Origin of the sequence: Fontibacter flavus (genome assembly GCF_042432905.1) — a bacterium.
GTDB lineage: Bacteria > Bacteroidota > Bacteroidia > Cytophagales > Cyclobacteriaceae > Fontibacter > Fontibacter flavus.
Genome location: NZ_JBHLWI010000009.1, coordinates 188007 through 201055 on the forward strand (window position 1 = coordinate 188007; position 13049 = coordinate 201055).

A 13049-nucleotide genomic window follows, 5' to 3' on the forward strand; every position below is an offset into this window, starting at 1 on the left:
ACAATGGCCAACATAATTTTGAATAAACCCAGATATGAAGTTACATAAAAGCTGTTACCCAATTTTCATTTGGGCTTCTTGCTTCTTGTTCACCTGGTCTCCATTATCCGCTCAGGATAAGGCATGGGTAATTGGTTCAGATTTAATCGTTTATAAATTGAACAATGTTCAATTGAAAGAGTCAAAACCTTTGTTTTCTGTTGTTTTAGATGGGAAAATACTGTTTTCCAATGAGTTTGAATCCAATAATAAAAGATACTTTTACAATTGTTTTTTTGAGCTTGTTATGGACAGCGTAGTCCAAAAGGATGGGCATTTATCGGCAATTTTAAGATTTGAAAACCATTCAAAAGATACTTTGACCTTAGAAAACTTAGTTCCTTTTGGAGAAGGGCCCGATAACCTGTATATCACAGGAAAAGGAAAGCATCCGCTATCCAGATCCCATCTTTTCAGGCCCGGTTTAGAGCCTGTAAATGTCATCTTACCGGATAATGCCTGGGAATTGGGTTTTGGAACAACACAGCAGGGTAATGGTGGCTTTGCAGCTTTGGCGAGAAGGAAGTATTGGGATGGGGCTACAAGAAAAAGATTTGAAACACTACTACCTCCAAAAAGTACAGTTACTTACAGGTTTTACATAGATGCTTATTCCGGCACGGAATGGCAAGATGGATTGAGGAAGGTTTTTCAAGAGAAATACTTGTATGACCTGGATCACTTTGACAATAGCCTTTATCTAAGAACAGATTTACAGTGGATAAGAAAATCTTATGCCATACATTTGCTAATGGCTTGGGATAATAATTTTTATAGTTCTGAAATACAGCAATTTAATATATTTCAGTTTGAGCAAAGAAATAAGGGTTTATTTGGGGGGAATGATGTCATTGGTATTTGGCCAACCTGGCCGATGTTGGGATTGGACCAGAGAAATCAGTGGGATTTGTACCGGGATTTGCCTGGTGGTCTTCCTCAATTGGCAATAATTTCAGACAGTCTGAATAGGTCGGGAACCAAGTTTTTCATAGCCTATAATCCATGGGATGAGAGTACGAGATTAGAGGGACATTTGGAAGGATTGGGTGACTTACTTCAGGCGACAATGGCTAATGGGGTGGTGCTGGATACCAAAGGAAGTTCAAGCAGGGAATTGCAGGAAGCTGCTGATGGAGCGGGCCCTGGAATAGTCATGTACAGTGAGGGAATGGCTGTACCAAAAGATATGCCCGGGATAGTATCAGGAAGAGTACATAATGCCCTTTATTATCCTCCGCTTTTGAACCTGAATAAGTTTATCAAGCCGGATTTTGCCATTTTCAGGGTGGCAGAACTTGCCTTTGATCGAATCAGAAGGGAATATGCATTGTCATTATTCAACGGTTACGGCACCGAACTCAATATTTTCCGTCCAGGACGTCCCGAATGGAAAGAGGAGGATTATAGATTTTTTGGGCGTACATTAAAGGTATTGAGGGAAAACCACAGCAATTTCATTTCTTATGATTTCACCCCCTTATATCCGACCATAGCAGATGGTATTTATGTCAATCAATGGGTAAAACCAAATAAGGTTTTATATACCATTTTCAGCCTTAAACCAGAGGGCTTTAATGACAGGCTTTTTGAAGTTGAAAAGCCAAAAAAAGGATGGCATTATGTAGACATTTGGACCCATGAGGAACTTATTCCTGAGGAAGAAAATGGCAAATATTATTTGAAAATAGATTTGGAGGGATTTCATCAAAAATGGTTGGGTACCAACAATGAAGGGGCTGTAAGTTCTATATTTTATGTTCCTGAATTACTGTTTGTTGAATTGAATCAAAATAAGTTAAGCATTAAGTCAAAATCAGGATCTGAAGTTAGGGTTTGGGCAGGCTTGCCGGGGTATGGGAAGCATTATAAAGCCTTGCCTAATGGAGACCAAGAACTGGATTTCAGAAAGGAGTTTGATGGCTATGAAGGAAAACTGGTCATTCAACTTTTTGAAGAGGATGAAATACTGGATGAGCGTGTGGTTAATACAGGGTATGGAATTCCCAGATTGATTTCGGAGCCTGAGAAAACCAAATCATATGACCAAATACCAGAAGGCATGGTAAAGATTCCTTCTGGAACTTTCACTTTGAAGGTCACCAATGGCGACCAATTTATTCCCTATCCGGTACAAGGTTATCCAAAGAAAATACAGCTCTCCTCATTTTTGATGGATAAGCATCCAGTTACCAATGTGCAGTTCAAGGAATTCATCGATGCAACAGGGTACTGGCCAACCGATGACCATCGTTTCCTTGCCCATTGGGAAAATGGGAGAATTCCTTCGGGAAAGGAAAATTATCCGGTAGTCAATGTGAGTTTGGAAGATGCTAAAGCTTATGCTGCCTGGGTTGGAAAAAGATTGCCCACTGAGGCCGAATGGCAGTATGCTGCGTCTGCCGGGGACGGAAGGGACTGGCCTTGGGATCCGGATTTAAAGGTGAAGAAAAGATTGGAATATGTCACCAATACACTTACGGTAGAACATCTTGAAGGGCTTGAATCTGATTTTTGTAATCTTGGCAATGAGGTAATGGATCCCGTTGTGAATTATCCTAAAGGTATGAATCCCTGGGGTTTGGAAGACCTTATCGGTTCAGTTTGGCAATTGACTTCTGATCTTTATGATAATGGAAGCAATCAAATGCTTATCTTGAAAGGAGGAAGCTATTTCAAGCCCTCCTCAAGTTGGTGGTATGTACAGGGCGGTCCAAGAGAAACGCACTACAGACAAATGTTGCTGAGGGTTACCCCTGGATTTGAAAGAAATGAAACAGTAGGCTTCAGATGTGTTGCCGATTTAAGGTAAAAAATCATGATTTAATTCATGATTTTTGTTGATATGAATTGGTATTTGATTAGATTATGATTGTCAATTTTGAATTGAACAAACATCCATGAGTGTACATAAAATATTTAATATAGACAGTCCTTTTTTCAAGGAAATAGGGGATATGACCAGGTTTACCACCAGGTTTTTCAGGGAGATTACCAAACCAAAACAGGAGTATGAGGAATTTATCAACCAATGTTTCTGGGTAGGTTACAAAACCCTGACCTTAGTGGGTATTACCGGTTTTATCATGGGCTTGGTATTGACAATTCAAAGCCGTCCGACTCTGGTAGAGTTTGGTGCGGAATCAATGCTCCCTGCGATGGTTTCTGTATCGCTGATCAGGGAACTAACACCTGTGATTACTGCTTTGATTTGTGCCGGAAAAATCGGTTCGGGGATGGGAGCTGAACTAGGTTCTATGAAAGTGACGGAGCAAATAGATGCGATGGAGGTTTCAGGGACCAATCCATTTAAATATCTGGTTGTTACCAGAGTTATGGCAGCTACGATTATGGTACCTGTACTGTCAAGTGTGGCCAATGCAATTTCTTTGTTTGGAGGCTATTTAGGTGTTAATTTACGAGGCCAAGTAAGCTGGCATTTGTACTGGTTTCAGGTTTTTGATGCCTTGAGTTTTGGTGATGTAGTTCCTTCTTTGGCTAAAACCTTCTTCTTTGGTTTTGCTATTGGGATTGTCGGTTGTTATAAAGGATTTACTTCGCAAAAAGGAACTGAAGGTGTGGGTAGGTCTGCGACAACAGCTGTGATTGTAGCTTCGCTTATGGTATTTATTATTGATTTGATTGCCGTTCAAATCACGGATTTATTAGGTTTGACATAAATTATGGAGAAAAAAGAGTCTGTAATTGTGGTAGAAGCTTTGAACAAGTCCTTTGGAACAAACCACGTGCTGAGGAATTTCTCCATGACCGTTCAACAAGGGGAAAATCTCGTGATTTTGGGGAAATCCGGTTCCGGAAAGTCTGTTTTGATTAAATGCATCATTAATTTGATTGAGCCTGATTCAGGAAAAATTATCGTTTTGGGGCAGGATACCAGTGAACTGGATCAGGATGAAATGGATGTATTAAGGGCAGATGTGGGTTTCCTGTTTCAGAGCAATGCGCTATATGATTCCATGACGGTAAGGGAGAACCTAGAGTTTCCATTAAGAAGGCATTGGACCAAAGAAAGACGTCAAAAAGGTGCAAAGGAGGCTGTTTTGGAAGCCTTACAAGATGTTGGGCTTTCCCATACGATTGACATGATGCCTGCTGAATTATCAGGCGGGATGAGAAAAAGGATAGCCCTTGCGAGAACATTGATTTTAAGGCCTAAAGTGATTTTATATGATGAACCTACAACTGGTCTTGACCCCATCACTGCCCGGGAAATCAGTCAATTGATGTTGGATGTGCAAAAGAAATATAATGCAACTTCTATCATCATTTCGCATGATATGAATTGTATCCGAATGACCTCGAACCGAGTGATTATGCTCATTGACGGCTATGGGTATGCCAATGATACATATGATAACTTATGTTTATCTACAGACCCGAAAATCCGAGAATTCTTCGATTAATATGAAAGAGAAAAAGAAAATAGAAAACGCACAATTGGGTGCTTTAGTTGTACTGGGAGTTCTATTCCTTGTTTTTACCTTGTATATGATCGGGAAAAACCAAAATATATTTGGAGCTTCTTTTACCATCACTACCGTGGTTGAAAATGTCAACGGATTAGTACCGGGTAATAACGTGCGATATAAAGGAATGGATGTTGGAACTGTTAAATCTGTAGAAATGGCCAGTGATTCTACGATTAATGTAACCATGTACATCAAAAATAAAATGAGGGGCTTCATTAAAAAGAATGCACTGACTTCTATAAGTACTGACGGATTGATGGGCAATAAAATTGTGCAGATCATGCCTCAGCCTGGATTTGCAGAAATTGTGGAAGAAGGTGATATTATTTTCAGCCAAAAACCTATAGATACTGAATTCATGCTTAATAAACTGAGCTCCAGCAGTGATTATTTTGAAAAAACCACCCAAAATTTATTTGAGATAACCTCTAAATTGAATAAAAGTGAGACTTTGTGGGCCTTGCTTTCAGACACATTGATTGTAGATGATATTAAAGGCGCCATTCATGAACTTAGAACTGCAGGCATCAGAGCTTCTGCCATGGCCCAGGCAGGCAAAGATTTGATGGTTTCCCTAGATGAAGGTGAAGGCTTGGTCAACAGGTTGTTTACCGATTCAGCAATGGTAAATGAATTTACTGTATCGTTGGAAAAAGTGCGTGAATCCAGTCAACATGCGGCTTTGATTATTGAAGATGTACAAGCTATAGTAGATAAGCTGGAATCAGGGGAAGGGACAGTAGGGATGTTATTGAATGATAGTTTGTTCAGAGAAACGCTCATGAAAAGCATGATCAATTTGGAACATAGCACTGATAATTTTAACCAAAATATGGAAGCCCTGAAAAGCAACTTCCTTTTCAGAAGGTACTTTCGAAGATTGGAAAGAGAGCAACGTAAACAAGAGGAGAATTTAGACTCCAATTAACCGTCCATTAGGTTAATTAATGGTCAATATGCATATCAATCAAAAAATATCGGATCAGGTATTCAATGAAGAGTTTGATTTTCTCTTCAGTAGAAGTTCTGGACCAGGGGGGCAAAATGTCAACAAAGTCAATACTAAAGTTACGTTAAAATTCAATATACCTGATTCATCCTATCTTACTGAAGATGAGAAGGCTATATTGATTAAAAAATTGGAATCTAAAATAGATAACTCAGGAACACTGATCATTCATTGCCAAGAAAGACGTTCACAAATACAGAACAAAGAGTTGGCTATTCAAAAGTTTTATGATTTGCTCAAAAAAGCTTTTGAAAAAAAGAAAATCCGAAAAGTGACCAAGCCTAGTAAAGCATCAATTGATAAAAGGCTAAAGGATAAAAGAGAGCACGCTCTCAAAAAACAACAAAGGAAGGCTGACTGGTGATTGATGCCAAATACATTTTATTTGATGGAAATTTATTGAATAAGTCTATGATTAACAATGTGTTATTCTTGTTTAATGTTAATTTACTTTAATCTTTATTTCTAATTGCCCTTTCATTTAATCATCAATTAGTAGGAAAAGGAATCTCTTAGTTTTTAAAACTTGATTTGATCTCAATTCTTTTTTGGTGTAAAGCTTCACTGATTCCCACTTTATAAATGTGGGGGTTTTCAAATCTTTTGTACTCATCCGGCAATTTTGCCAATTGTTCCTGACAATATTTTGCAGAAGTAAGTAAATCATGGATTCCTGTCAAAACTTTTCCATTTTCCATGACCATGTGCAGGATAGGTTTAAATTGATATGGATGCAATTGTAGCTGCTGTAATGGGTCAAATGGATGGATCATTTTGGGGAAATTGATCTCCTCATCAAAGGCAACGATATCAGCTCCTACCAATGTACCATCGGAATGGTGGGCCCTAAAAACTTGTTTTTTCCCCGGTAAAGATACTTTCTTGAGATTTTCTGAAATTTTAATCCTAGGCTTTCCGTCAGCAAAGGCCAATTTATAAACTCCATCTAAAGCGGCATCAGGAGGTGCGGTAACCAAGCTGGTCCCTACACCAAATACATCTATTGCAGCTCCTTGTTCCAATAAGCTTTTGATTACCCATTCATCCAGTTGATTGGAAGCGGTGATTTTGACATAATCCAAGCCTGCTTCGTCCAGCATCTTCCTTGTTACTTTTGAAAGATAAGCGAGGTCTCCACTGTCAAGCCTGACACCAGTTAAGCGCTGACCTCTTTTTTCCATTTCTTTTCCAACATAGATGGCATTTGGGACACCTGAATTAAGGGTGTCGTAGGTATCTACCAATAGGGTACAGTTTTGGGGTCTGTTCTTGGCAAATTCGCTGAATGCCGTCAATTCATCATCATAACTCTGCACAAAGGAATGTGCCATGGTGCCAACAGGTTCCAATCCAAAATCATAAGCTGCCTTAACATTACTTGTGCCATTGAATCCACCCACCATACAGGCTTTTGCCGCATGGTAACCACCAAGTCCCTGAGCCCTCCGCAATCCAAAATCTATCAATATTTTGTCTTTTGCCACCATTCGCATTCTTGCAGCCTTGGTGGCGACAAGGGATTGGAAATTGAGAAAATTGAGGATTAAGGTTTCTACAATCTGGGTTTCGAGCATAGACCCTTGTACTCTGAGTATGGGTTCGGTCGGAAAAACCAGTTCGCCTTCTTTAGGAGCATAGACTTTTCCTTTGAATCGGAATTTTGCAAGGAAATCAAGGAAATCAGGATGTAAACCTTTTGATCTTAAAAACTCGATTTCGTCAGAACTGAACTGTAGTTTTTCCAAGAATTCCAGTACACTGCTAAGTCCGGCAAATACTACAAATCCCCCTCGAAATGGTATTTTACGGAAGAAATAGTCAAAAACTGCTTCTTTTAGGTGAGCTCCTTGTAGAAAATACACCTGGGCCATACTCAATTCATAAAAGTCTGTGTATAGTCCGCTGATTGAAAATCCTTCTTTCATGACTTTAATTTCAGCAATTATTTGGGGATATTTTATGACATTTATCAATTTCGTCAGTATAAATTATACCCAAAGTCAAAAGCCAAAGTAGTATTTCTGTTTTTTGTCTTGAGATTTTTCTAACTTAAAATTTTCACATTTTATCGCAGCAAAGAAGCGAATTAAGAAGTCAATTATAAGTATATGATCTAATGGTAAAAAGCAGGAATCTAATCGTTATGGTTGCCGGTCTCCCAGGTTCTGGCAAGAGTTTTTTTGCCAAAAGATTAGCATCTGAGATAGAAGCTTTATACCTGAGCTCTGATGAACTTCGGAAGCAAATAGGGCTTAGGGGAAGATACCTGGTTGGTGATAAACTCACGGTTTATGAAGAGTTATGCAAAAGAGCCTGTTTAAGTATTCAAGATCAACAGTCAGTGATAATGGATGCCACTTTTTATCTGCAAAGTGTCAGGGAGAAAGTTTATGATTTGGCAAAAAAATTATCCTGTAAATTGATTATGATTTATGTCCATGCTGATGAAAAACTGATAAAAGATCGGCTTTTATCAGATAGAGAGGACAGTGAAGCCGATTTTCAGGTGTATTTGAAAATCAAAAATCAATATGAACCTATACACAGGGAGCATTTAAAATTGGAATCTACCAATGAGAATATTGTTGAAATGTTGGATAAAGCTTTGAACTATATCTCAATTCAGGATGGAAAGGCATGAAATTGAATATTTAATGGACTTTGGTAGGTTCATGGGTAAGCCAATCCAGGGAAAGTTGGAGGAGACTAATATTTCTTGGGTAATACTGACAACTGAATTTGCCTTTAAGATTAAGAAAAACATCAAGCTTTCCTTTTTGGATTATTCTACTTTGGCTTTAAGGAAGCATTTCTGTGAAAAGGAATTAGAGCTCAACCGACGCTTTTCCCATATTTATCTGTCAGTTCTTCCTATTAGAATCAAAGATGGTCAGTTTTCAATCAGTGGGGAAGAAGGGCAAATAATAGAGTATACTGTCTGTATGCTAAGGCTTCAAAGTAGCAAAAGAATGGATGCAATGTTGGAGCAAGGTAAGGTTAACTATCGCGGTATTGACTTACTCGCACAGCAACTTGCTACTTTTCACCAAAAAGCTGAAATCATCCAAACTTCATTTGACATACATCAGGCAAAGAAGATTTTCAATGATTTGAATACTGTTCAAGAGATTATTTCCCTTGATCCTGGATATGATAGAAGTTGGTTAGTCGATGATTTGATAAATTTTAGCGATTATTTTCTAAGCCGATACTCCAAAAATTTTCAGCGCAGGATTGATACCGGAATGATTAGAGACTGTCATGGTGACCTTCATTGTGGGAATATCTTTATGTACAGGACCCCGATCATATTTGACTGTATTGAATTCAATGACAGTTTTAGGCATATTGATGTCTTGTATGAAGTGGCATTTTTGTGTATGGATTTGGAGTTTTTTGGAAGTAAAGACCTTTCTGATCGTTTGTTAATGACTTATTTACACCAATTTCCCTGTATGACCCAAGGAGAGGATCAGAGAATATTGTTGTATTTTAAAGTATTGAGGGCCAATGTCAAGGCAAAAGTCAATTTATTGAACAGTAGAAATGAAGTTGATCATGACAAAAGGCAGACTGAATTGGCCAAGGGCAGGAAATATTTGGATCTAGCCTTTACATATGTAAATGAGCTGAATAGATTGGATTAATTTAAAGGGATTCTAAGCTAGAGGGCTAATGGTTTATGTATGTCAATAGGACGAAATGATACAGTTAGTTTTACTTTATTTTACAGTACAAAAAAATGACTATCTTGAATACCGTTTTTAAACTTTATGATTTTGAACAAAGTAAGAATACTTATTGTAGAAGATGAGTTGCTGATTGCGGAGGACCTCAAGGATATTTTAGAAGAGTTGGGATATGAGGTTTGCGGGATAGCGGTAAGCGCCCGTGAAGCAATGGTGCTGATAGAAGAAAAATCACCTGACCTTGCATTATTGGATATTCAGATCAAAGGTGGCAGGGACGGCATCCAGCTTGCTGCTGATATCAATGAACAATATCATATGCCGTTCATCATGCTTACTTCCCATGCTGATCTGCAGACTTTGAACCGCGCCAAGGAAGTACATCCATATGGTTATCTGGTGAAACCTTTCCACGAAAAAGACATCCTCGCAGCCATTGAAATGGCGCTGGCTAATTTTGCAAAAGAGCAGGAGAAAAAACAGCATGAAGACAAATCTGAGGATTTTGTTTTGAAGGACAGTTTGTTTATCCGGACCAATGGAATGTTGGTCAAAATCAGGTTCAAGGATATCATTTATTTTGAATCTGATGCCAATTATACTAACATATTCACTTTTGACAAAAAATATGTCATCCGGTCAATTCTAAAGGAACTTGAAGGCAAATTGGATCCCCACCGTTTTGTCAGGATCCATAAATCATACTTGATCAATTTAGAAGAAATCGATAGTATACAATCTGATTCGGTACATATAGCTGGTAAAGAAATTCCGATTTCCAGAAATCAGTACTCATGGTTACTTCAACAAATCAAGATGTTATAAAGTCCTAATTGACATTTTTTAACACTTCTTTCACATTTCATGCGCGTTCTTCCCTAGTTGAGACAGGCAAGAACTGATTATGGGTAGATTTATTCATAAAATTTTTACGAAACCAAAAATGAATGAATCATGAAAACCACATTAACATTATTCGTATTGTCTTTTTTCACTGCCATCTCTGGATTTTCTCAAATTGATCTTATGGTGGCTGAAAATAACAGCAACATGTCAATGGCTATGAAAATGAGAGAGATGGAATTACCGGCATTTACAGGAGGGCAGGAGGCCATGGCAACTTTTATTCAAGAACAAATCAAATATCCTGCACTTGCCTTCAAACAGGGAGTAGAGGGAACAGTGCTTGTCAATTTCAGGATCACTAAAGAAGGAAAAATTCTTAATCCATATGTTTCAAAAAGTGTCCATCCTTCTTTAGATGAGGAAGCTCTAAGATTGGTCAATAACATGCCTGAATGGATACCAGCAAGCCAAAACGGGGAGCCAAGGGAAGTAGCCTATCAACTTCCCATCAAATTTGAATTTAGAAATTAACGATAATGCATAAGGTCTAATTAATAACTAACTGTCTTTTGCTTCAAAAGGCAGTTTTTACTTTTAGGTTATACCTCGGACGAAAGAATGCATGATAAAGGGATTTTATTATTCGTCAAACATGATTATATTTCTGTGAAGATTTAAAAGTTTGTTTTTCTGAAAATTATGAATTGTTTGGGCTTATTTGACGATGTCTCTTTTGTATTTTGTTCATCTTTTATGAGAAAAGGAAAGAATTATATGTTTTTGCTGATTATTTTGATGGTCTCCAATTCCGTTTTTTCGCAATCCCAACAGTGGGCAAGCGATTCCCTGGCATATTACCAAAATGAGCTCGAGTCAAGGCTTAAAAAAGGAGAGCAGGATGAAGCAAAGCAAATAGTCCTACGCATTGAGGAAAGAGGATTGGAAAGTCTTGATCCGAAAATTTTTGAATACTTATATTCCAGCGTTGGAAAACCTTATCTGAAACAGTTTCCTGAAATTATAGGATTCATGTACAGGGCTATTGGAATGTTGGAGTTTTACAGGGGAGAGATTATTGCCTCAAAAGCTGCATTTAGAAATGCCAAGGACAATTATATCAAGTCCAATAATTTAAAACATGCCGCAGGAATGGCGATGAATATTGGTGTAATGCAGGAAAAAATGGGGTACTATGATTCGGCAGTTATCAATTATAAGGAAGCCCTACCGATATTTGAATCTGTAAATGATATCAATTCACTTGCCAGTGTATATGAAAACATTGGATTGGCTCATTACCGAAAATCGGAAAACCTTTTGATGCTAAATTATCTAAACAAGACTGATTCTTTGCTGCAAACTGTTTTGGAGGAGAATGATCCTAGATGGGTAGGTTTGTATATCAATAAACATTTGGCTTTTTTAAGATTAAACAGGCAAGAAGAAGCATTGGACATTTTACTTAAAGGCCTTAAAATAGCTGAGGTAAATCAAGACAATGCCGGTATTCGAAAAATTTATAGCCGTTTGGCTGAGCTTCATGAATCAAATGGAGAAAAGGAAAAGCAATATAATGCCTTAATGATCAGCAAATCTTATTTGAAGGAAAGTCAAAACAAATTTGACATTGCCAATATGGATCAAGCTTTGGGAAGGTATCACCTTCAGGAAGATCATTATGATTCTGCCATGTATTATGCTCAAAAAAGTTATGAAATGTTCCTTTCCAATGGCTTAACAGAAGATGTGGGGACCTCATTGAGTTTAATGGGTAATATTGAATTCAAAAAAGAGAATTATCCAAAAGCTCTCCAGTATTATCAGAAAGCATTGGAAAGTCTGAGGACTGAACAAACACAATCTTATGCCGGATTTCTTTTTAATATTGGATATACCTACCTCAAGGTAGGAGATTTTTCCCAAGCACTGGGATTTATGGAGAAATCTCTGGAGATCAGAAAGCAAATCAATCATCATTCGGGTCTAAGGGACTCCTATCAGGGCCTGGCAGAAGTCTATGAAAGTAGAGGCGACTTTCGTAAAGCTTTTGACTACCTAACTCTCTTCCATGCATTCAAGGATTCGATTTCCAATGAGGCACGTGGCCAATTGCTGGCAGAAATAGAAACAAGGTATGAAACTGAGAAAAAAGATCAGGCTATTGCTGTTTTAGAACAGCAAAATGAAATCCAATCCCTTCGTGCACAAACTCAACAGATCCAAATTTATCTCAGTCTTGGCGGCCTCGTTCTTTTGGTTGGTTTGACCGGATTATTTTTTAGACAGTCAAGTATCAGGAAGAGAAATAATATCCTTCTTGAGGCTAAAAATAAAGAAATTGCCAAGCAAAACGCGGAAAGGGAGTTGTTGCTAAAAGAAATCCACCACAGGGTAAAAAATAACCTTCAGATTATTTCCAGCCTTCTGAGTATGCAGACACGAAGTCTTAAAGATGACAAAGCAAAAGATGCCATGAAAGAGAGTCAGAGCAGGGTGAAAACGATGGCACTTATTCATGAAAAATTGTATCAGTACGAAAACCTGGCCAAAATCAACATGAAGGAATATATGCAGCAACTGAGTGATTTTTTAACTCAAACATACCGGTCAGAAAAGCAGATTCATGTTAATATTGACGCTGAAGACATCAATTTGGATATGGATATGGCCATACCGCTTGGATTGATTACCAACGAACTGCTTTCGAATTCCCTGAAATATGCTTTTCAGGACAAAGAAGGAGGGGAGATCTATATCACTTTCACCGAGCCTGAACCTGGTATCTATAAACTTTTGGTGAGGGATTCCGGAAAAGGCCTTGATGATAATCTGGATATAGAAAACACCAAATCTTTGGGATTGAAGTTGGTCCGTACCTTAACAAGGCAGATCAACGGTAATCTTAAAATCTCCTCAAACCCTGGAGCGACTTTTGAAATAGACTTTAGTGAACAAAGTCTGGCAGCATAATCAAAGATG

General features: G+C 38.1%; 11 protein-coding genes. 10 read left to right on the forward strand and 1 reads right to left on the reverse strand.

Annotation, left to right across the window (positions count from 1 at the left end; genetic code table 11):
* Positions 1-34 precede the first annotated feature (34 nt).
* From ACFFIP_RS05390 to arfB, 5 genes are all read left to right on the forward strand, one after another.
* Positions 35-2848: a formylglycine-generating enzyme family protein gene (locus ACFFIP_RS05390; protein WP_382386549.1), complete on the forward strand. Its 2814-nt coding sequence runs from the start codon at positions 35-37 to the stop codon at positions 2846-2848.
* Between the two features lie 88 nt (positions 2849-2936).
* Positions 2937-3716, forward strand: a complete 780-nt coding sequence (locus tag ACFFIP_RS05395; RefSeq protein WP_382386550.1) for an MlaE family ABC transporter permease — start codon at positions 2937-2939, stop codon at positions 3714-3716.
* Positions 3717-3719: 3 nt separating this feature from the next.
* Positions 3720-4460 carry an ABC transporter ATP-binding protein gene (locus ACFFIP_RS05400; RefSeq protein ID WP_382386551.1) on the forward strand — a complete coding sequence of 247 codons (741 nt, stop codon included), beginning with the start codon at positions 3720-3722 and terminating at the stop codon, positions 4458-4460.
* A 1-nt stretch (position 4461) separates the two neighbouring features.
* A complete protein-coding gene (locus ACFFIP_RS05405) occupies positions 4462-5454 on the forward strand; it encodes an MlaD family protein (protein ID WP_382386552.1) in 993 nt (330 codons plus the stop codon).
* 28 nt (positions 5455-5482) lie between these two features.
* Positions 5483-5899 carry an alternative ribosome rescue aminoacyl-tRNA hydrolase ArfB gene (gene arfB, locus ACFFIP_RS05410; protein ID WP_382386553.1) on the forward strand — a complete coding sequence of 139 codons (417 nt, stop codon included), beginning with the start codon at positions 5483-5485 and terminating at the stop codon, positions 5897-5899.
* A 148-nt stretch (positions 5900-6047) separates the two neighbouring features.
* Here the strand turns inward: arfB and ACFFIP_RS05415 are convergent, their stop codons facing one another.
* Positions 6048-7460, reverse strand: coding sequence for a nicotinate phosphoribosyltransferase (locus tag ACFFIP_RS05415; protein ID WP_382386554.1), 1413 nt, complete (start codon positions 7458-7460; stop codon positions 6048-6050).
* A 191-nt stretch (positions 7461-7651) separates the two neighbouring features.
* On the opposite strand from ACFFIP_RS05415, the gene ACFFIP_RS05420 reads away from it, so the two are divergent.
* From ACFFIP_RS05420 to ACFFIP_RS05440, 5 genes are all read left to right on the forward strand, one after another.
* A complete protein-coding gene (locus ACFFIP_RS05420) occupies positions 7652-8176 on the forward strand; it encodes a P-loop nucleotide/nucleoside kinase family protein (protein WP_382386555.1) in 525 nt (174 codons plus the stop codon).
* Positions 8163-9182, forward strand: a complete 1020-nt coding sequence (locus tag ACFFIP_RS05425; protein WP_382386556.1) for a hypothetical protein — start codon at positions 8163-8165, stop codon at positions 9180-9182. The genes ACFFIP_RS05420 and ACFFIP_RS05425 overlap by 14 nt, the downstream gene beginning before the upstream one ends.
* A gap of 126 nt (positions 9183-9308) precedes the next feature.
* A complete protein-coding gene (locus tag ACFFIP_RS05430; RefSeq protein ID WP_382386557.1) occupies positions 9309-10049 on the forward strand; it encodes a LytR/AlgR family response regulator transcription factor in 741 nt (246 codons plus the stop codon).
* Between the two features lie 129 nt (positions 10050-10178).
* Positions 10179-10601, forward strand: a complete 423-nt coding sequence (locus ACFFIP_RS05435; RefSeq protein WP_382386558.1) for an energy transducer TonB — start codon at positions 10179-10181, stop codon at positions 10599-10601.
* 222 nt (positions 10602-10823) lie between these two features.
* Entirely contained in the window at positions 10824-13040 is a 2217-nt protein-coding gene (locus ACFFIP_RS05440; RefSeq protein WP_382386559.1) for a tetratricopeptide repeat-containing sensor histidine kinase, read from the forward strand.
* The last annotated feature ends 9 nt before the right edge of the window (positions 13041-13049 follow it).